Annotated in this window: 18 protein-coding genes; 6 read left to right on the forward strand and 12 right to left on the reverse strand. The window is 61.0% G+C overall.

The annotated features are described in order from the left end of the window. The first annotated feature begins 4 nt into the window (after positions 1-4). The gene (locus ACFV2O_RS25025) at positions 5-379 is read left to right on the forward strand and encodes a hypothetical protein (RefSeq protein ID WP_379253895.1); all 375 of its coding nucleotides are present in this window, start codon (positions 5-7) and stop codon (positions 377-379) included. Here the strand turns inward: ACFV2O_RS25025 and ACFV2O_RS25030 are convergent. Next, entirely contained in the window at positions 366-755 is a 390-nt protein-coding gene (locus ACFV2O_RS25030; protein WP_379253896.1) for a pilin, read from the reverse strand. The genes ACFV2O_RS25025 and ACFV2O_RS25030 overlap by 14 nt on opposite strands. Beyond that, positions 752-1,174, reverse strand: a complete 423-nt coding sequence (locus ACFV2O_RS25035; RefSeq protein ID WP_379253897.1) for a hypothetical protein — start codon at positions 1,172-1,174, stop codon at positions 752-754. Before ACFV2O_RS25035 ends, ACFV2O_RS25030 begins: the two co-directional genes overlap by 4 nt. 216 nt (positions 1,175-1,390) lie before the next feature. Here ACFV2O_RS25035 and ACFV2O_RS25040 point away from each other — a divergent pair, with 216 nt between their 5' ends. Beyond that, complete coding sequence (locus tag ACFV2O_RS25040) at positions 1,391-1,867, forward strand: transposase (protein ID WP_379253898.1); 477 nt, start codon at positions 1,391-1,393, stop codon at positions 1,865-1,867. After that, positions 1,846-2,382, forward strand: coding sequence for a transposase (locus ACFV2O_RS25045; protein WP_379253899.1), 537 nt, complete (start codon positions 1,846-1,848; stop codon positions 2,380-2,382). Before ACFV2O_RS25040 ends, ACFV2O_RS25045 begins: the two co-directional genes overlap by 22 nt. Positions 2,383-2,489: 107 nt before the next feature. On the opposite strand, the gene ACFV2O_RS25050 is transcribed toward ACFV2O_RS25045, so the two are convergent. The 9 genes from ACFV2O_RS25050 to dndB all read right to left on the reverse strand — a co-directional run bounded on the left by ACFV2O_RS25050 (position 2,490) and on the right by dndB (position 15,419). Beyond that, positions 2,490-4,691 carry a hypothetical protein gene (locus ACFV2O_RS25050; RefSeq protein ID WP_379253900.1) on the reverse strand — a complete coding sequence of 734 codons (2,202 nt, stop codon included), beginning with the start codon at positions 4,689-4,691 and terminating at the stop codon, positions 2,490-2,492. A gap of 197 nt (positions 4,692-4,888) precedes the next feature. Then, complete coding sequence (locus ACFV2O_RS25055) at positions 4,889-6,622, reverse strand: ATP-binding protein (RefSeq protein WP_067811366.1); 1,734 nt, start codon at positions 6,620-6,622, stop codon at positions 4,889-4,891. Between the two features lie 39 nt (positions 6,623-6,661). Next, a complete protein-coding gene (locus ACFV2O_RS25060; RefSeq protein WP_067811363.1) occupies positions 6,662-7,021 on the reverse strand; it encodes a GIY-YIG nuclease family protein in 360 nt (119 codons plus the stop codon). Beyond that, positions 7,018-7,488, reverse strand: a complete 471-nt coding sequence (locus ACFV2O_RS25065; protein ID WP_379253901.1) for a hypothetical protein — start codon at positions 7,486-7,488, stop codon at positions 7,018-7,020. The genes ACFV2O_RS25060 and ACFV2O_RS25065 overlap by 4 nt, the downstream gene beginning before the upstream one ends. A gap of 1,347 nt (positions 7,489-8,835) precedes the next feature. After that, complete coding sequence (locus ACFV2O_RS25070) at positions 8,836-10,302, reverse strand: DNA phosphorothioation-associated putative methyltransferase (RefSeq protein ID WP_379253902.1); 1,467 nt, start codon at positions 10,300-10,302, stop codon at positions 8,836-8,838. Between the two features lie 40 nt (positions 10,303-10,342). Beyond that, positions 10,343-10,741 carry a DNA sulfur modification protein DndE gene (dndE, locus tag ACFV2O_RS25075; protein ID WP_379253903.1) on the reverse strand — a complete coding sequence of 133 codons (399 nt, stop codon included), beginning with the start codon at positions 10,739-10,741 and terminating at the stop codon, positions 10,343-10,345. 12 nt (positions 10,742-10,753) lie between these two features. Further along, complete coding sequence (gene dndD, locus ACFV2O_RS25080; RefSeq protein WP_379253904.1) at positions 10,754-12,748, reverse strand: DNA sulfur modification protein DndD; 1,995 nt, start codon at positions 12,746-12,748, stop codon at positions 10,754-10,756. Next, positions 12,745-14,283: a DNA phosphorothioation system sulfurtransferase DndC gene (dndC, locus tag ACFV2O_RS25085; RefSeq protein WP_379253905.1), complete on the reverse strand. Its 1,539-nt coding sequence runs from the start codon at positions 14,281-14,283 to the stop codon at positions 12,745-12,747. Before dndC ends, dndD begins: the two co-directional genes overlap by 4 nt. Then, on the reverse strand, positions 14,280-15,419 hold the full coding sequence (dndB, locus tag ACFV2O_RS25090; protein ID WP_379253906.1) for a DNA sulfur modification protein DndB: 1,140 nt from the start codon (positions 15,417-15,419) through the stop codon (positions 14,280-14,282). The genes dndC and dndB overlap by 4 nt, the downstream gene beginning before the upstream one ends. Positions 15,420-15,537: 118 nt before the next feature. Here dndB and dndA point away from each other — a divergent pair, with 118 nt between their 5' ends. Further along, on the forward strand, positions 15,538-16,728 hold the full coding sequence (dndA, locus tag ACFV2O_RS25095; protein WP_379253907.1) for a cysteine desulfurase DndA: 1,191 nt from the start codon (positions 15,538-15,540) through the stop codon (positions 16,726-16,728). A 326-nt stretch (positions 16,729-17,054) separates the two neighbouring features. Here the strand turns inward: dndA and ACFV2O_RS25100 are convergent, their stop codons facing one another. After that, positions 17,055-17,180: a hypothetical protein gene (locus ACFV2O_RS25100; protein ID WP_379253908.1), complete on the reverse strand. Its 126-nt coding sequence runs from the start codon at positions 17,178-17,180 to the stop codon at positions 17,055-17,057. A gap of 410 nt (positions 17,181-17,590) precedes the next feature. Between ACFV2O_RS25100 and ACFV2O_RS25105 the strand changes: the two genes are divergently transcribed. Both ACFV2O_RS25105 and ACFV2O_RS25110 read left to right on the forward strand, forming a co-directional pair. Beyond that, entirely contained in the window at positions 17,591-19,210 is a 1,620-nt protein-coding gene (locus tag ACFV2O_RS25105; protein WP_379253909.1) for a DUF262 domain-containing protein, read from the forward strand. Beyond that, a complete protein-coding gene (locus tag ACFV2O_RS25110) occupies positions 19,203-20,063 on the forward strand; it encodes a PIN-like domain-containing protein (RefSeq protein ID WP_379253910.1) in 861 nt (286 codons plus the stop codon). The genes ACFV2O_RS25105 and ACFV2O_RS25110 overlap by 8 nt, the downstream gene beginning before the upstream one ends. Positions 20,064-20,337: the final 274 nt, after the last annotated feature.

Raw genomic sequence — 20,337 nt, forward strand, 5'->3', positions numbered from 1 at the left:
GTTGATGTTGGTGACCCCGCACTCCGCCGACCCCGATCCCGAACCGGATCCGGGAGTTGGTGCCGTTGTCGTGCCGGGCGCAGTCGTTGTCGGCGGGGCCGGTGCCGGGGCGGTGGTCGAGGGCGGTGTCACCCACCGACGCGGGGTTGTCGTGGTCGGTGGAGTGGTTGTCGGGGCGGGTGTGGCCGGTGCGGTGGTCACCGGCGGGGCCGGTGTCGGGGTGGCGGGTTGGGCGGCGGCACCGGCGGAACTGGTGAGCGCGATCAGGACCGCGGCGAGCACCGCCGCTGCGCTCGCGGCAGCGATGCGCGCGACAGGTGAGAACCGGGCGGGTGCCGGGGGTGCCTGGGCCGAGGTGATCACGGTCAGGCTCCGATGATGGACTCGAGCACGGCGACAACGACCGGTGCCAGCATCGCCAGCGCATATCCCAGGCACGCGGCGCGGAAGGCGGTTTTGGCCTTCTCGATCTCGCTGGGGTCACCGCCGCCGAGCAGATAGCGGGCTCCGGCAATGGTCAAGAACAATGTCGCCAGCCCGGCCAGGATGCCCACCAACCAGTTGCGGGCGTTGTCGATCACCTCCCCCAATGACGACACGATAGCCAGCACATCGGCGTGCGGTGGCGCCGCTGAAGCAGATCCGGCGATCGGTACCAGCAGGACCACGGTCGTGGCCGCGACCGCAAGCACCCGCAGCCAATGCCGAGCCGACCGTGGCGTCGCGTGGTTGAGATGTCCCTGGTTGGTGTTCATGCCGCCACCTGCCCGTGCTCGGTGCTCGACTGCGCCGGGGCTGGCGAGTTCCGGTTCGGCCGGCGACCTCGCCGCGGTGACCGATCCGGTGGTGCGAGGGCGGTGACCGCCGCCGCCTCGACCGGGCTGGTGCGCTCGGGGTCGACGTCGCGAGTGCGGTCGTTCAGCCATGCGAGCAGGGCGCGTTCGGCGCGGGGCCGCTGCTTGCGCAACTTCCACAGCGACACACCACGTTCAGCGGCCAAGGCGGTCAGCGACCGGCCTTCCCACCGCGACGCGGCGATGAGTTCGCCGGCGTCGGCGGAGATCACTCCAGCGGCCACGGCTTGGGCCAGCACCGTCTCGGGATGCCCCGGCCCGGCTCCGATCGCCCGCACCCGCTCCCCCAGCGGGGCCAGGTCCTGGTCGAGGTCTCCCACCACCGTCAGGCTGGTTCGCTGACGGGTCGCCGCCTTTAGGACGGCGCGGTAGGCACCCCAACGCAGCCGATGCCAGACTCCGCCGGGTGAGCGGTGATGCTGCTGGTGGAGGTGATGCTGGTGGCTCGCAAGCCGGATGTGTTCGTCAGAGCGCTGACCCCGTAAGAAGGTCGTAAGCTGGTCCGGATCGCGCGGCGCAGCAAGCAGCCGATCCGGATGCGGCGGGCGGTGGTGGTGATGGCGTCGGCGCAGCATCAGCCGGTCGGGTTAATTGCGAAGCTGATGCAAGTGTCGGATTCGTATGTGCGACAGGTAATCCACGACTTCAACGGGCATGGTTTCGAGGTCTTGGACCCAAAATGGAGCGGGGGCAGGCCAGCGAAGACCGATCAGGCGACACGGGAAGCGGATCTGCCAGATCGCCCGGTGCTGCCCCGTGACCTAGGATGGCCGTTCGCGACATGGAGCCTGTCGAAGCTGGCGGACGTGCTGCGGATCAACAAGATTACCGACATCAGCCGTGAAACACCACGGAAGATCCTGAACGTCGGTGGGGTGTCGTGGCAGGCCACGAAAACGTGGAAGGCCCCGGCCGATCCGGCTTTTCAGGCAAAGATGGCGCGGGTGTCAACCTCTACGACCATCCGCCCGTCGACGGCCGCGTGGTCTGCGTGGACGAGTTCGGGCCACTGAACACGCAGCCGCGCCCCGGCCGTGGCTGGTTCAGCGCGCGGCGGCCACGCCGGCTGCGCGCGACCTATCGCCGCACCCAGGGGGTTCGGCACATGTTCGGTGCCCTGGACCTGTCCTCGGGCCAGTTGTCCTACCGGATCCGGGACCGGAAACGGTGGACGGAGTTCCTGGCGTTCGTGAAATCGCTGCGAGCCCGGTGGCCGGGCCAGACACTGTATCTGACCTGGGACAACTACTCGGTCCACAAACGGGCCGAGATCTGTGCATGGTGCGCGGCCAACGCGGTCGAGCTGGTGTTCTTGCCCACCTACTCGTCGTGGCTCAACCGCATCGAGTGCGAGCTCGCCTCGCTGCGGTACTTCGCGCTGAACGGCACCGACTACCGCAGCCACGGCGAGCAAGACGACGCGATCGGCACCTACGTCCGCTGGCGCAACCAGCACGCCGGACCCGTCGGCGACTTCGCCGTCGGATCCAAGACCCGCCACCCGGATTACCTACCGACTGTTGCCTGACGCGGCACTAGGCCCGCGACTAGCGCATTGTCCCCGCTGTCGACGTACGATCGGCATGAAAACCTGTACAGCAAAACCACTTACGCTACCCGCATTCACCTGTAGGACTACCGCCGATCGGCCGACTCCCTCATCGCCGATGCCAGGTCGAGCGCTCCTTGCGGGTCGATACCGTCCGCTCTTCTCGGATCGACCATATCGGCATCGGTCCGCCAGCGATCGAATTCGCCGCCGGAGACAAAGAACCAGCGATCCAGCGCCTTCTTGAGGTTTGTCGCGGCTGTCTCTTCAGCCTGACTACGAAGGTCCCTCTCGGGAAGTCCGGGCTGGCTGGTCACCAAAGCCTTCATCTGCTGTTTTGTGCACCAGTCCAGATACATGTGACGGGCCTGACCGAGCTTCACATCGAATTTGGAACGCTCAGGAAGCCAGTCCGAAACATGACTCCAAACGTCAGGAATGGCGAGGGCCTGCATCCAAAAATAACGGAAGTAGACCGCTTGCGGGGTGTCCATGTTGACAATTTGATTGATCGGATCGGTGATCGTCTTACTGAACGCAAGCTTGCGATCACGAGCTTTTTTGTGATCGATCGCAAAGAAAGCATTCCATGCCACAGCGAGTGCATCCGCGAATGCAGGAAGTTCAGAGATTTTGGTGGTGGTAACCATATCTTTGCGCAGCTCCCACAGGGAGCCAAGTGTCATGAATAGTCCGAGTTGACAGGCGTGAGTGTTGTAGACACCGTAGACTGATTTGCAGTTCCTTATATTCTCAGGTCGAGTGGACTCGAGATATTCCAGCGCTCGGTACCGGTCAAAATCTTCTTCTTTCGCCTTAAGTGCCTCCCAGGCCCGGATGACGTCCGATTTCGGCATACGGTGCTCACCTGACTGCCTGGTTTCGACGTAGTGTTCATAGCTGGAGCGCAGGGTCCAAAATACACCCACTCCCCCGAAGAGCGCATCATGGGCGAGTGAAGCGAATGTGTCCGCAGTGTGCCAATCCTCCTTGAGCTTCGTCAGGCTGGTCGCGTGATCAGCGTACGGTTTGACCTGCGAAAGCAGCATGAGAATCGCCGCGCCCCAGGTCTCCATGAAACGCCGGCCGATCGCGTCGGCCTGACCTATGGGGAAGTTGAGGTTTCCGATCGACTCACGATCGAAGACATAGCCCGCGTCGTCTATTCGGTCAGGAAGGAGAGTCTGGAGGTCGAGCTGTGTCCGCATGAACTCGTCGCGCTCCTCCGCGCTCTCACGCCCGACAATCGGTTGAGCCAAGTTTGTAAGGTACTTGGGATGCCCGAAGACGCACCGATTGACCGCCATCTTCAGCAAATTCACGTTGGTGATGACGGACCATCGTGCCGGTCGGCTGCTATTGACGTCCGGATTGTCGTATTCGACAGCGTACAGCGGCAGTCGCCTACCATCATTGTGTCCTCGAAGGGCACTAAGGACGCTTCGAGTCAGAACGTTGCCGAGTTCGGCGTCCGACAGGAGAATTATCCTCGATTCACTCGGCGGGCGAGCCTCCTTATTGACGTCGACGAAAAGTTTCCGGGCAGCCTCGTGGGGACGTGACGCTTCACCAGTCTGCTGTGGAAACCAGCAGACCGTGACAGGCACCTCGATCTTCTCGAGATCGACCTCAGTAGTTTCATGGGTCTCGATGAGCTGCCTGACTTGATGTTCGTAAAATGACCGGAATTTGACTCCCGCGGTGTCCTGCCAGGTGTTGGAAAGAGTCCGCTCGATGGCAAGGAGCGCCATCGCGCGGTGCTGACCGTCGAGCACCACCAAACTCGCCTCCGACCGGTTCCACCACAGCTTTCCTACGTTTGCGCCGTGCGGCTCGCCATCGGCGCCCAGTAGCCGGTGGATTTGAAATGCGTTGCCGGCACGCTGTTCCTGCCACGTCGCGTCGTCGTAGTTGGTGACGGTAGAATTGCCCATCTCCGGGAATTTGGTCGGCTTCTTGTTGCGGAACGGCAGAAGCACCGCAACGATCGGTGGAAAAAACGCTGGCCCGGTGGATTGGGGCTTGAGAAGGTAGGGGATGAGGTTGACAGCGACCCGATGGTCGTCGAGGTCGCGTTGCAATAGCTGGTTGAAGTCGAGGTCGCCAGCGTCCATGATCTCCCGGACCGGCGCCAGGCTCTTGGTGAGCTGGCGTTCAGGAGCGTCGCCGTCTCCGCCGAGTTTGGCCTTGGTCATCATGTAGTCAACGCGGCCCGCAGGTGTGTCGAAGCTGCCCCACGTTCCCTGGACGTAGTCCCGGAAGGTTAGCTTGGTGCCGGAACCGAACATACTTCGTTGCCTTTCTTGTGCTCTTATATATCGGGTCGTGCCCAAACCACACTTCGCCTTAATACGCCAACACGCATGAAGATGGAAAAATAGCCCACGTGTCGGCGTCCGGCAACGAATGCCGGGCTGCGAAGCGCTTCTTGCGCGATCGGTTCCGGGGGTCCCCGCAGGGCTGCACAGACCACCGAATCTACCACCTATTGATTCTTGAAGTGCTCTTTCAGCAGAGCTCCACTGAACATTCCCCAGTACGTCCGCAGCTGGTCGAACTGGTCGGGATCTTCGTACATACTCTCTGCTTTTGCGTAGGCCATGAAGAGCAGGTCTATCGCAGACTGGGTGCGCCTGGCGAGTTCCGCCATCTCCTCAGGGGCCAAATTCGTAGCGCCTTCGTCGGCGACCTTCTTAATGGGCTCATAAACGTCCCGAAAGAAGGCATGTCGGCGGTTGAGCCTCACGTGCGACTTGCCGTTGAGATGGTGGATCTCCAGGAACTCCTTGCCGGGCCAGTGAGCGTCGAACAACGTGATCGGCTTGGTCCGTACCTGTTCGCGGATCTTCTCTATCGCTGCGGCGTCGGCCTGTGGGTCGAGCCCTCGGTCCTCGGCGGTCTCCTTGACGATCCGTTCTTCCTCTTCCGCGGTCGCTGCTCGTCCGGCGGGACCCTTCGGGAGGGTAGAGTCAACGCGATCAGCTGTGTCCATGCTGTCACTGTGATCCCCGTTCTCGGCACGATTCCGAGCGTCGTACTCATCCCACTGCCGTCGGACAAGCGACCGAGCTTGCAGGACGGGACGTTTCAACCAGGTGCGCAACTCGTCGCGAAGCTTACTGACCGGCTCGGCACCGCGCTTGACGTGACGAACCTGGAAGTATTCGTCCAACTCGGCCGGGAAGCGAACCTCGATCGCGACGTAGCGCATCACCTTGTCTGTCCGGCCACCTGCGACCAGCTGCGGCACAACGTCGTAGTAGATCTCGCGCCCGTTGCGGAGAATGCTGATCCGCGCCGCATTTTCGGCGTTGATCTGGAATTCACGTATGTCGTGACCTTTGCTGTCAACTTCACCTCCGGCCGTCCGGTACGGCCTGAACTCCGGAGGCACAATGGCGACGGCGACGTGAACCTTATGTCCGTCGATGACGATGTCATCTTCTTCGATCATCTGCCCGCGTGGATCGGCTGGCTTGTATCGCGAGATGATGCGAGGGTTGTCCATCTGAAACAGTGGGTCGTGGAGTGTGATCTTCTTGCCGTCGAGTTCGAAGGTTCGGCCGGTGTCGATAAAGGTACGGTAGGCCCGGGCGATGAACTTCCTGAGATCAGAAATCTTCTCCTCAAGGGAGGTTGCGAACTTTCCACCGCTCGACAGCCGATCGATCTTCCCGAAGACCACCACCGTGCCGGAGGAGAAGGGTCTACCATCACGTCCGACCATGAGTTTTGCCGCTTCATCTGGCCATTCATTAACGATCTCTGTCGTGATGTACTGCTGCCGGCCTTCACGGATTTCCTCAAGGTCGATGTAGCTGTGGTGGATGTCTGAGCTGGTGAGTTGTTTGCTGTAGATGTCGATGCGCTCGCCGAGACTAAGTCCGGCTAGCTTCAGCCCGACACCGAAGCGGCCGAGACCTGCCCGTTGGTTGTAGCGGTTGCTGTAGCCCATGGACAGGACCTTGTGCATGATCGCGGGGTCGATGCCGGTGCCGTTGTCGGCGATGATAATGCTGTCGATGGCCTTCTTTCCGCGACTGTAGACGGGCAGCACCCGTAGGAGGGTAGCGTCGGCCTCGATGGAGTTATCCAAGGGCTCTCCGACGGCGGCGGTCAGGTCGAAGCCCGCGTCGCGCATGGACTCCAGCGCTCGGTCGACCTGAATTATGTCAGCACGCTGATCGTGGGCTGATTGAAAAAGGGGCTGGCTTGTCATTCCAGGATCCTTTGGGAGTTGTTCGGGCGGATAGAGGTTTCAGGGGTGCTTCTTTGCCGCACTGGATCGCTGTCGCGGAATACTGCAAAATATGCACGCCGTCTGGTGGAAGTCGGGCTTGTCGGGGTGGAGCCGGTTGGACAGCGTCCCGGCATGGAGGTGGAACAGTGCGCACTCCATGTCGAATGCGTTGGTTACGGAGTGGTGGATGTCGTAGGTGAAGTACTCGCCTCGGCGATCGATGCTGTGGCGAATCAATCGGCGCTGGATGTCGGTGTCGCTGCGGCCGACGTAGATCAGGTCGCCCTTGTCGTTGTACAGCATGTATGTGCCGATGTAATGGCTGGGAATGAGTGTGCGGATAAGCCAGGGGCGCAGGCGCAGAAGCCGTGGTCTCATCCGACGAGCGCCGACTCGTGCCAAATCTGGCGTGCGTGCCGTCGAGCCCGGCTGATGCGCTGACGGACATGCGTTACCGGCAATCCGTTGCGATGCGCGAGACTCTCGGCATTTTCGCCGGCCGCCAGGCTGTTGAGCATCGCGCGGTCACCGACCGTCAGCGCCGGTTCAGACTGAATCCAGACGCGGATTTCGGCGAGGCGGAAGTTCTGGTCTTCCGCGCCGACCTCCGCGTCCTCGCCGAGTTCTGCTACCGGGGCGATCTCTCGACGTCGCTCGATGGCCTGGTGTGCGTGTCCAAGCGCTGATCGCATATGCACTTTGGGTGCGCCGGTGATAGCTTTCCGCGGAGTCCGCAACAGCTCGTCGAGAGCACGATCGATACGGTCGAGCTCGTACACGTCGCGCGTCGTGAGAGCCCGGTTTTGTAGTGCGATGACGGCTGCCTGAACAGGTTCGCTTATCATGTGTTGCTCCATGTGGTCTGGTGGCGAGCCCCATGCGGTGGCACGCGTCCGTGTGTGGTGAAGCATTGTGTGTGAAGTTGTTTCGGTCAGTGTACTCGGCCCCACCGACATTCGGTGCCTTCTGCGACGAACTCGGGATGTCGAGGTACTCCTACCTATATAGATCGGGTGAGAGAGCCGTTTGTTGCAGGCCCATAGCAACTTTCGTTCAAAGTGCTGGTCAGGCGCGTACCGCTGTCGGGTGTCGGCTCGCTGATCTCGGGCTGGCACCCGACTTCGGATCCACCCGCCGCGACTCCGAGCAAGGCATCGTGAGCAGCACGGTGCTCGGCGCCAACGACTGGTGACTGCGAATCCCCCGGGACATCACGCTGCGAGCGGAGACGCACGCACTCAATTGTCGTGTGATAAATTAGGACCCCGATTGCGTCGGCGTGCTCGTGACCTTGTTGACAAGTTCGGGCCGGGTTGTGATGCTTTCGGCGCGTGCCGCTCGGTGAGGCTCGGAGGTTCGGTATTCGTTGGTACAGAGGCTATTTCATGACGTGCTGACTGTACAGGAAAGGTTCCCCGGACGCCGAGGTCGCCCTCCGGTACGGGGTGTCTCGTAGTCGGTTTACCAATGAAAGACCCGGGTGAGGTGGAGGCGCTGCGAACGGCGTTGAGCCGACTACGGACGAGCCCGAGACGGATCCCAGCCGAGGTCGAAGCGCTGACATGCGAGGTGCGGCGCGTTCACCCGCGCTGGGGTGCGCGACGGATCGTGTTCGAGCTCGCCCTGGCGGGGCGGATTCAGTGCCGTCGCGGGCGATGGTGCATCGGATCCTGGTCCGCAACGACCTGATCCGGCCCAGCAGCAGCGGCACCGTCCCAAGTACAGGTACTGGCAGCCAGAAGCGCCGATGCACCTGCGGCAGCCGGACCTCATCGGCGGCATCCACCTAACCGACGGGCACGTAGTCATGGTCGCGCGCCGGCGACTGCTGATCGGCCGCACCTACACTGGACAGACGGCCACGATCGGTGTCAAAGACACCTATTTCCGGGCACCTGCGGCGGCGCCGAAGTGGCGCTGCGCCCGTGCATCACCCAGCACCCCGTCAGACGCTGGAAGGTGAAACCATTCCCCCGAACCGGATTCGCAAGTCCACCACGTCCTGAGACCTTCAACCAAGCCCTAAGCGTTGCTTGTCGCCGAGGTTCTGAGCCCTCAGAAAACGGCATCAGCCTGCGGATTCCGTGAGCGCCGACACACTCGATGCGACCGCAGGGGCTAGGGACGACCACTCGCCTGGGCAATGGCGGCCGTCGAAGGGTGCAATCGGCCGGGAGCTGAACGTCGGTCCGTTAGTTCGGAGTGCCGCCATTCCTCAAGTGGAAGAGCCGATGCCCTCTTACACGAACGCCGGCCGCGGCGAGTGTGGCCTCCCACCCGCGCAGGCTGCCGATCCGCTCCGGGTGCTGGTACAGTCCGGCACGCTGCTCCGCGCGGGTCAATTTGGCGTAGAGCTCACGGCGAGGATCGTCGCGTCCGACGAACTCTTCCTTCCGATGGATCAGAGGCGGGTTGTCGGAGCGGCTGTAGTCGCGCGACTCGACACCAAGGTTTTTCAGGTTGACAGTGATGGACGCTGCGAGGGTCGGGTGTGCGTCGCGATCGAAGCGTGGATAGACAAGATAGGACACCTGTGGCTGCACGACCGACAGCTTGATCAGGTTGGCATGTTCGATTGTCCCCGAGAGCACGCGCGCGCACCCCTCGTATACCTGGAGCACCGGTGGGAGTTCGGCCAGCGCCGATCGGTGGACGTAGAGGGCCGTCGGTGTCTGTTTGCCGATTGCTGAGCTTCGCGCGGACACGAGGACCATCGTGGGGTCGCCGCATGCCAGTAGCATTCTATCGGCCTGTATGCACGCTGATTGGTAGGTGCCGAACAGTGTACGGATGTCGCAGGCCAGTGTGGTTCCGAGTTGGCTGAACCGGGGACGCCGACCGAACCTGGACAGCGCGATATAGATCAGCAATTCCGACCGCCGCTGGCGAGTCACCTGCTCCCAATGGTCGTCATCGGTGACCTGTCGAATCAGGGAAACAGCACGTCCGAGACTGCCGACTGCCTCCCTGATCGCCTCCGCAGCACCGTCGCTGAGTTCGCCGGGACGAGGTGGGCGGGCATGATCGCTCAGGAAGTCGAACAATGGCGCGAGGGTGTCTCGGTGCGTCTCGTAGAGGGTGTGGGGGTCTATCCGAACCCGTGGTCGGTAGCGGTAGACGCGGCTGGCGAGGAATTGCTGGGCGACGCTGGGCTCCCGGAAGATGTAGAAGATGCCGGGTGCGGCGGCGTGCGCCTGTACTCGGAGGGTTTCCTCGATCCATGTTGCCAACTCGGCTTGCTGGTAGAACTTCTGGAAGGTTCCAGTTCTGGTGAGCAGCCCATCGCCGAGGGGACGACCGAGAAGGTCTCGTGCGTCCCAGGTCAATCGTGAGGAGACGATCAGGACTTTCTTGGCCAATCCCCATGCGGTACGAAGTGTCTCGGCTCGCTCGTCGGGGCGTTCGATGACGTTGACGACGTAGCCGAGGTTGACGACATCCGCGTGCCGACGCTCAGTATGCGGTCGGTGGTTGGGATCCCACCCGTCGACGACGTAGCCGAGGGCTGAGAGGTTGCGCAAGTCATCACCTCGCCCACACCCGTAATCGAAGACCGACGACGACTGGTCGAGCACGTGATCGGCGATCGCCGCGGCGAGTGGGCGCGACAGGGCGTTTCGAGCCATTGCCGTTCGATGGCGGGCGACGACGATGCTCATGCTTATTGTTCGCCTGGTTGCGCGAACAGTCGGGGTGGCGTCATGCGACGTCGTGTTCGTCGGGTGCCATTGTTGTGGCGACGAGGTCGGCGATGTTGCGCACCTGGCGGTCGCCGACGAGGTACCCGATGCCGCGGTGCAGGTGCAGCCGGAACTGCTGGGCCAGGGTGTCGTCGTCCAGTGGCAGTCCGTCAGTGTGGCACCGGTGCCGCAGCAGTGCCCAGTAGAGCGCGCCGTGTGGGCCGGCGAAGGTGCGCCAGCTCATCTCCAGGTTGCTGTCGGCCGGGATCTTCATCGCGGGTGGTGGGGCGGCCTCGGCGAGGGATCGGCACAATGCCCAGCGGCACAGGGTGTTCCAGTGTTCGATTCCAGTGCGGCGTCTAAGGGTGGTGAGTTGGTCGCGGCCCTGTTTGCTTAGGCGGATGGTCTCGAGTGGCATCGTTGTCCTCGCTCAGCTGGGTGTCGGCTCGGGCCAGAAGTAGCCGGGTTCAGTGGTGGTATGTCCTGTGTCGCTGTTGTATTCGAGCCGATAGGCGTGACCGATGTAAGGTTGGAGCTGGTTCCAGGCGGCCTGGTCGATTTCCTGGTCGGTCGACAGCAGGATCACTTGGTGACTCGCCTGCGGGAAATACCGCGAGACCAGGTGGCTTCGGTGTATGCCGTCGAGTCGGCCCAGTGGCGTGTCGATGACCACCGGAAGGGGCCGACCCGAGGCTTGGGCGAGCCCCCACAGCAGCGACACCGCGAGGAGTTGCCGTTCGCCGGCAGACAGTTGCTGCGGAAGAACGGCGTTCCCGGCGTGGCCGCGCAGCTCGATAGTGAAGGACTCCGGATCGATCTTCAGGTCGGTAACCAGCCGCTCCTTGCGCAGCAGCCGCTGCAGTGCCTGGATGACGAGCGATTCGATGCGCTGGAGGTTGCGGCGGGTTGCCTCGACACGCAGGGCGGCGAGTGTGCCGCGGACCCGCTCACTGTGGTGAATGATCCGCCGGGCATCGTCGTTTTCGGCCACTTCCTCGGTGGCCTTCTGCAGCAGTCGCTCCACCGTGCGCTGTTGCTCGGCGGCTCGTGCGTCGGCATCGGCTACCAAGCCTTCCGCTTGAGCTGCAGCGCTGCTCGCTGCTGTCCACTCAGCCAGCGCCGTGTCCCGTCGTGCGCTCAGCGTGTCCAACGCGCGACTGTCGGGTACCGCGGCGAGGGTATGGACGACCTCGTCGAGCTGGCGGACGAGGTGGTCGCGTTCGGTCAGAGCGGTGGTGACCTGCTCGCCGACCAGGTCCAGGTCGTGGTCGACCAGCGACCGCAAGCGGGAGGTGTCCTCGGCACCCATCTGTACGACACGCTCGATCCCGGCCACGGCGACTCGCGTGTGGCGTTCGTCCGCCAGGAACGACTCCAGGTCGTCGATGGTCTGCTTCTTGACCCGCTGGGACCGGAGACGGTTGAGGATGTCCGCGTCGCGCTTGATGAGTACGCCGATGACCTGATTCTGCTCATCGGCAACCAATTCCCGCTCAGCCATGCCCAGCACGTCGACCAGCTGTGTACGTACCAGACGGAGTGGCACCACACTATTCGCAAGGTCGAGAAGACGGGTATCGGTCGCTTTCAGCGCCTTTTCGAGGCGGACCTTCTCGTCTTCCAGGGTGCGCTGACGGACTAGCAGCTCACTGCCTTCCATTCGTAGCTGCTCTTCGAGCTGTCGAAGCTTGTTCTCCGCGCGCTCGGCGATCGTCCGACACTGGGCGGCTTCTTGCTTCGCGGCAGTAGCCGCCTTGTGGGCGTCCTTCGCGCGACGGTTAGCGGCGTCGAGCATTTTGTGCATCGACGGCGGCGCCAAGTCGGCGCGGTAGTTTCGTTCTATCACCGAAAGATCGGTTGCCAATCGATCGACCAACTCCAAGCCGAGAAGCGCACCGATCGCTGTCTTGAGCATGTCGCGGGCGTTGTCCAGCTCGGCGAGTGTCTCGATCTTCTCCCCGTCGAAGAAGAACAGCTCCGCGACACCTCTCGGCACGAATGCCTCAACCTGCTCCGCCCACCGGTCGGTGAGGGACCGATCGGGCATGCCGTCGACCAGCACGTCGAGGCGCTCGCGGACGGTGGATTCGGTGGCTGTCCACGTTCGCACGATCCGGTAGTTGCGTCGTCGCCCTTCCTGGTAGACATGGAACGCCAGCTCGACGCCAGCGCCCTCGCTGCCGGGGACACTGTTGTGAATGAGCCGACGCAGGTAAGTTTGATAGCTGGAGGAACGCCGTGACGCGGTGCGGGCCAGCGAACCGAACAATGCCAAGTGCAGTGACTCCAGGACGGTGGTCTTACCGCCGCCGTTGAGCGCGCCGATCACCACGACCGGTCGACGCGGATCCGGTGGAGTCAGGGTGATTTGATGGTGTCCGCCGAAGACCCCGACATTGCGGAGTACGAGCTCATCCAAGATCACGGTGCGTCCGCCCCTTCAGCATCGAGTGTCTCGACAGCATCTGCGATGCTGGGCTCCAAGCCCAAGTCCAGGTTGTACTGCTCGCTCAGCTGTTGAGGGGTATCGCGGCGGAGATTGACCCGACCGACCGCATCGTCGGCGTCAGTGTAGAAACCGCGCCGCAACGACCGCTCCAATGCGTCGAAGAGGCCAGCGCGCCGGGTCATCGACCGGTGCCGCTGCTCGATGTCGAGTAGTTCGCGTACCAGCTCGAAATGCAGCTCGTCGCCCTCGGACAGCTCACGCAACAACGCGACGTCTTCCGGGCCGAGGGCAAGATGGTTATCCATCGGGCGCCCGGGGTACGGCTCACCGACAGCGGATTCGTAGATGCGGGGAAGGGTGTCTTCGAACTCGTGCTTCTCGATCACCCAGATGCGTCGGATCTCCTCCAACTCGGGCAAGCTTATCAGTTCGATGGTTCCGACATTCGTCGGCCCGTTCCTCCGGATCCACGTCTGGGCTTCGAGCAGTTTGGTCAGCCATCGTTCACGCCAATCCTGCTTGTACGGACCGAGAATCGGCTCATCGTGGAACAGCTGGACGGAGCCGTTCATTCGGCGGAAGTCGCGCTGTTCCTTTCCCCGCAGCTCCTCCAGCTCATTGCGCAACTCGAGCAGGGGCTGCATCCACTCCTTCTCCTCATCGTTCTGGATCATCGCCGACATCGACTTATCCTTCTCGACGAGAGTGCATACCCAGCAACCGAAGCGGCTGTCGCCGCAACTGGGTGTGCTTGCGTCGACCACCAGCGGACATTCACCATCCGATGACGCGCCCTGATACATCGTCAGCAGTTCCTTGTTGGAGTACCCCCACGGATTCGGACGCTGCATGAGCGACAGCCACACGTCGTCATTGGACCAGTCCTCGATCGGTGTGTAGACCAGCGAGTTCGGCAGATTAACATTCGGACTCAACTTGTCCCGAACACGTTTGCTCTCCAACGACGACATGCGGGCCGACCGGCCGGAACTCTCCGCTTTGCGGGTACCCAGCACGAGGATCGCCTCGCCGTGTTTACGTACCACTCTCCGGATGAACGCGTTCGATGGCTTGATCTTCAAACGCTCAGTGCACCAACGGAATTTCGGCTTCGGCGAAGGGTAGCCGCGCCCGATCAGGTTCACCCAGAAGGTGTCGTTCACTTCCGGAGTCAGGCGGTGCGGTTCGATCGGCAGCTGTTGCTCCTGCGCGGCCTGTCCCAACAGCTTGAGGGAGTTGGTGACCCACGCTGCGACGACCGGGTTCTCCACCAGGGTGTCGGTGGAGATCACATGGACCTTCTTCGTCCGGTGCTCGGCTGGCAACCCCTGTAACGCCATCCACACCAGCTGCAGCGTGGCCGTGGAATCCTTACCGCCGCTGTAGCCGACAACCCAAGGGATCCCGTCGGCGAGATAGAGCTCCTGGATCTCGCGCGCCAGCCGATCCAACGTTGCTGCGAAGCCTTCTTCTGCGAATGCCGAGTTCTTCCGGGAGGCAGCGGGTTTCATTTCTCTCCTCGTCGATGTGCGTCTTCGACGCGCTGTTCTTCCTCGCTCAGCGACATACCCAATGCCTCGCGGATAACATTGGTCGTAAGCACCACGTTGGTGGTCGACTTCGAGACTTTCCCACCCACCAGGGCCCGACCTTCCCAGAGAGCGGTATTCATACGAGACCAGTCGATATCCGACAGCGGGGTGAGTCGCCGCATCCACACCGTAGGGTCGTGCGTCTCTTGCAGCAGAGTGCGTCCAATATTGCCCAGCGCGTGCAGCACGATACCGTGGCTGTGGATGAAGTCTCGCCGAACATCCCCGGCGGAAACCTTCCGCTTGTGCACTTGTATCCACTCGGGAAACAGACCGAACACGACATCCCAGTAGGCCGACGCCAACTCTGTCGCTTCATCGATCGTCCGAGTTTCACACCCGTCGAGTAGCGATTTGGTTGCGGTGTAGAGCGCCGACAATGTGAAAAGCTTCCTCGACCGCGCGGACAGATTGCTTCGCTCCATCTCGACCAGGTCCTGGAGCACCGGCGAGCGGAAGACGATCGCCCGCGCGATCTGTGCCGCACTCTCACGCTGGTCGTACAGGATCGTCAATGACCGGGCCGGCCGGATCGCGTACCGGTTGAGATCGGTGAACATCTGCTGACATCGAGCAAGTCCGACATCGAGGAACAACACCACCGGAATACTCTCATCCCCGATTTCGGGCTTCTCCCGCAACGCCTGCTCGATCGCCGCGCGCCGATGCTGCCCATCGTTGATGACGAACCGCGCGGACATCGGGATGCTCATGATCCCGATCTGTCCCTCAGCCCCCGAGGCGCCGAACGGTTGGAAGTCGAGGTCGGTATCCACCGACGCCGTCAGCGCGGAGAAGGTGTACCCGGTCGGGTTATCCAAGATGTACTGCGCTATTTCGGGGATTCGAGATTTGTTCAGTGTTCGTTGAGCGCGCAGGGCCGGCTGCAACTCCTCCTCATCGAACAGAAACATCCGGGGTATAAGACGCAGCGGGAACATGGTCACGTAGAACTCGCGCCCGGCCTGGACTCCGCGGATGGTCGGGAACACGTACCCGTAGAAGGCACGACCCGCCACCGCAGCCTCCTTCGGGTCTAATCGGCTGATCGACATGACGTATGTTTCCTTGGGTGTTTGCTTCCTGTCAAGCATACTGACGCGCCAAATCTAGCGTACAAGCAGACACCCAGATCCGTACGGGGTGTGCGCATCCTGCGTACACTAGCGTGCTATGGCAGCTTCGACACGAACGACTCGTGGTACAGCAGACACCTCGGACGACGCTACGACACGCGCGGTCTATCTCGACTGCAACGCGACCGCACCGATCGAGCCCCGAGTCCAGGAAGAGGTCAGCTACTACCTCGACCAAGAGTTCGGAAACGCTGGCAGCCGCACTCACGAATTCGGGCAACGCGCCAAGGAGCGGGTCACACTCGCTCGTGAGCAGGTCGCCAGCATTGTTGCATGCACCCCCGACGAAGTCGTGTTCACCAGCGGCGCAACAGAAGCCGATAACCTCGCCCTCCTGGGACTGGCCCCTCACGGACAGCAGGTGGGTCGACGACACATCATCAGCAGCCAGATTGAACACAAAGCGATCCTCGAACCCCTCGACGTCCTGCGCGACCGAGGATTCGAGGTCACCCTCCTACCCCCGACACCGGGCGGCTGGGTCGATCCGGACGACGTCAGAGCCGCCCTACGCCCCGACACGTTCCTCGTCTCGATAATGCATGTCAACAACGAGACCGGTGTCATTCAACCGCTCGACGAGATCGCCACGGTACTCAATGGGCACGACGCGTACTTCCATGTCGACGCAGCCCAGGGCTTTGGCAAGGAACTCAGCCTTCTGCACAGCCCGCGTATCGACATGATCAGCATTTCGGGGCACAAAATCTACGGACCCAAAGGCGTGGGCGCTTTTATCGCCCGACGACGCGGCTTCCGCAAACCGCCCCTCACGCCTCTCATGTACGGCGGTGGCCAGGAACGCGGGATACGGCCCGGCACCCTTCCAGTAGCACTGATCGCGGGTCTCGGTACCGCCGCCGAACTCGCCGGCAAACAACACAACGCTCGCACCGCCGCCAACCTGCGCTACCGGCAAGCCGTACTCGACACCTTTCTTGAGCTCGGCGGCGAAATCAACGGCGACCCCGAGCGAACTGTTCCCCACACCCTGAACATTGCCTTGCCCGGTCTCGACTCCGAAGCGGTCATGCTTGCGCTCAAGGGCACCATCGCCATCTCCAACGGCTCGGCCTGCACGTCACAGCGCTACGAACCAAGCCACGTCCTGTCCGCGATGAACCTCCCCGACGAGCGAGTCGCCGGCGCGCTCCGCATCTCATGGAGCCACCTCACACCCGACCTCGACTGGGCGACGGTTAGCCAGCACATCAAGGCACTCTTCTAAGCCTGGATCCCCCGATGAGGGACTGTACGGTAAACGGCTCTGGTGCACATTCGGTGGTCGTCCGGGCTGCGGTCCGGATACCGGCTGAACATGAGTGCTACCGACCAGGCACATCCGGGACCGGCCGACAGACCCGGCACGCCATCATGATCCGCGTGGCGAGCACTCGTCCACGGCTACCACCGAATGTGCACCGAGCCCGGTAAACGGGCTCTGGTCCACTTCCGGTGGCGGACGTTGAGTTTAAGGCCAGCAGGACGCGGTGGCGTAGGAGTGGGAAGCCCGCGCGGCCATACACTTGCTCTTTTGATCAGCTTGGTTTGTGTCTACGCCCTCAACGGGCCGTTGCTGTAGGGCAGGGTGAGCCTGGCGATCGCAGCATCATGGTCCTCGTCGAGGCCGCGCAGTAACGGATCGAGCTCTGGCAGCCGCGCCTCGCGGACCTGCTTCATCCACGCATCCAACTCGCTGCCGACGGCGCTCGGTCATCAGCTGTGCGAACTCTGCGACCAGCCAGGCCAGATCGGTCATCGCCGAGCAAGTGGCGAGGAGTTCGTCGAGGTGAGCGCGTCGCCCGTAGGACAGTTCGGTCTGCCGGGTCATGATCCAGTAGGCATTTCCCGCCGCCACCGCCCAGGCCGTGCGACGCCAGCGCCCGCCAGGTGGGAGTCGAGCGGACTGAGCTGCTCCGAAGTCGAACATCCCGGCCAAAGGCGGTTTCCGGCTGGCGGATCCCAAGCCGCCTCGACATTGCCATGAAATCCGCAGCTCACGGCAGGGCAAAGGCTGTGGAGCTGCAGTGGCTGGCACCGACGCTGCCGTATAGTGCCCTCAAATCAGCTGTGCAGTATATGGTTTCGGCATGGAGACTCCTCTGGCAGCCTCGTCCACCACGGCTGGTTCACTGTTCGCTGGCGGGCGGTTCAGCGTCCCGCAGTTTCAGAGAGAGTATGCCTGGACCGAGAGCGAGGTGCGGGAGTTTTTCAGTGACCTATCAAAATCGCTCGGCGACGACACCTACTTCCTAGGCCTGGTGATTTTCACGGGAGATGGTAAAACTAAGGACGTAGTTGATGGCCAGCAGCGAATTTTCACGTTGACTCTCCTCGCGTCGGCCATTTATCACCAGGCGGTTAAATTCAACCGCAAGGCCCTCGCCGATCGGATTGATTCGACCTTTTTGCGCGACATAGACTTTGAGTCGGAAGAGGTGTTTCCTCGACTGGCGCTTTCGTCGAAGACTGATAATGAGATATTGCAGAAGACTCTTGCGCACCCGGCTGAGAAGTTGCAAGACATCAGAGATGAAGATGACTCATTTTCAAAGCTGGTGCTGTACGCATATCGGCTACTGAGTGACCTACTTATTGGAGATCTCGACGAAGATTCATTTAAGCGATTGGGATTATGGGCCGACTTTCTGACTAACAGGCTGTACTTTGCCGTTTTCACTCACCCCGATCCCGCTTCAGCTTATCGAGTATTTGAAGTAGTCAATACTCGCGGTAGAGGGCTCACGACGGCGGACCTGCTGAAAAGCTATGTCCTAAAAGATGTGACCGGTGATGAACATCGGCGACGATACGATGAGTGGCAGCGCATAGCCCGCTCGTTTTCCGGGCAGAATTCTGGCGCATTTGTGAACTATATTCGCCACGCTATTACTCCAGCTAAGGGTTATGTTCCACCGCGCGATCTATACGACGTTTTATCAGGTAGGAACGTCACCCCATCCGAGCCGATCGATGGGGGGGAGCTGCTCGGCACGCTTCAGGAGAATCTTCTTGGTTATCTACAAACCATGGATCCAACTCTCGCTGGGCCGGCTGACCAAAACCAGTTGGCCGTATTCTCTGTCCTGAATGAACTCAACGTAGTGTCTGTCCGCCCCATTCTTCTGGCAATGCTAGAAACGCCTGAATCCGCCGACGGAATGCGGGAAATTTTGAAGCTGGTAGTGAGGCGAGCGGTAGTCGGAAATCTTGGAACAGGGAGTGTGGAAAAGAGATTCGGGCAGGCTGCCAAGCAGATTGCCAGCGAGCGCTCATGGCAAGGTGCTATCGAATCCTTGGATGATCTCAATCCTGGGATCGACGATTTTCAGGAGATACTCGGACGCCGGTCCATGAACAAGGGCCTTCTCAAGGTCATGCGATTGTCGGTGTTGCAAAATACAATTACCCCAGAGCTTGCAGGCTATCTATATTATATCAAGCCTCGAAATGCTCCAGATTGGACGGAGTCGGATGAGGATCGCGTTGCATACTGGGCATCGACTATTGGCAATACCTTCATAGCAACGACCGCCAGGCGGCCGATGAATAGCTCGACTTGGGCGGGCTTCAAGGATGACCTGTTGCCTCGTGGTATCAACGGGGAGTGGCGTGACAAGATTTCATCCTATGAGAGTTGGGACGTCGCTTCTATCGAGGACGTGGGGAGCTCGCTGGCCTCGAAAGCGGCGGACGTTTGGTATGACTGACATGATTGAATTGAGCCACGGGACGGGAGGAATTTTCAACGCACCTTTCAGGCCCGAGCTAATGCGCGTATGGTCAGTGATGAATCGTAGTAGCGAAATATCTGCCCTTGACGAATTGTATAACGGACTTGATCAGCCAAAGCGAAGGCCGGGTCTCTCTGGTAATACCAGAATAGCCTTTGGATTCGATACCAACGCCATCTACCGGATTGGATTGAACGGCACGCGAGGTGACAACGCGGTTGACTACCTGAGGCAGAACAAAGGCCCAGTGATTATTCCCGGACAGGTCATTCAGGAGACTTGGAACAATGCCCTGTCTGGCGTGCAGCCGAAGGCTAGCAAGGTCCGAAAGAAACTCGAAGAGTTAAGGCAGGAAATGGCTGGTATTGGCCAGCATACTGGCGAGCTCGGGGAAAGGGTTCAGGATGCACTCGAAGACTTTACTAGACTTCATGGTCAATGGATCGATCCCGATTCGGCAAAGAATTTTGACCGCACGCTGAGTGTCCTCCGCGATGTTGCTGCTACCAGTTATGTACCACGTCTGCAGTTCTATCAACTGGCAAAGGTTCGCAAAGAAACAAAGACGCCTCCCGGGTTCAAAGACGATGCTAGCAACTATGGAGATTTCTTTGTATGGGCAGATTTTCTCTACGGCCTAGCGAAAGTCGAACCTACCGATATTGATGCAGTTGTCATGGTAACCAACGATAAAAAGCCAGACTGGAGTCGAGGGGGTGTCGCGCACCCGCTTCTCGTAGCTGAGGCAGTTTCAATTTCTGGAGTTCCATTTCGCCTGTGGGACCTTAATGATTTCGAGGCGCATGCTACTAAGATACTGAATGGATAAGGCTCGGTAGCCTTTAATCCCGATGGAAGGGTCCAGTATTTTTCTTCACGAAAGTGCGTCCGCAGTGCTATACCAACAGGAGCTTCCGGCCGTCGAGTGAGATTTACGAGAGGTTGCCACGTTTCGATCGTCAGCGTTCCCACGAAAACCGCTGGTCAACCCCGGCCCCCATCCTTATGTGCCCCGCCGGCGGGCAGGGACCTACGACAACCTGATCACGCACCTGAGGGCGGCGTCTCCTGACGACAAACCGTCAAGCATCTCCCAAGACCAT

The sequence above is a fragment of the Nocardia sp. NPDC059691 genome (genome assembly GCF_042733915.1).
GTDB lineage: Bacteria > Actinomycetota > Actinomycetes > Mycobacteriales > Mycobacteriaceae > Nocardia > Nocardia sichangensis.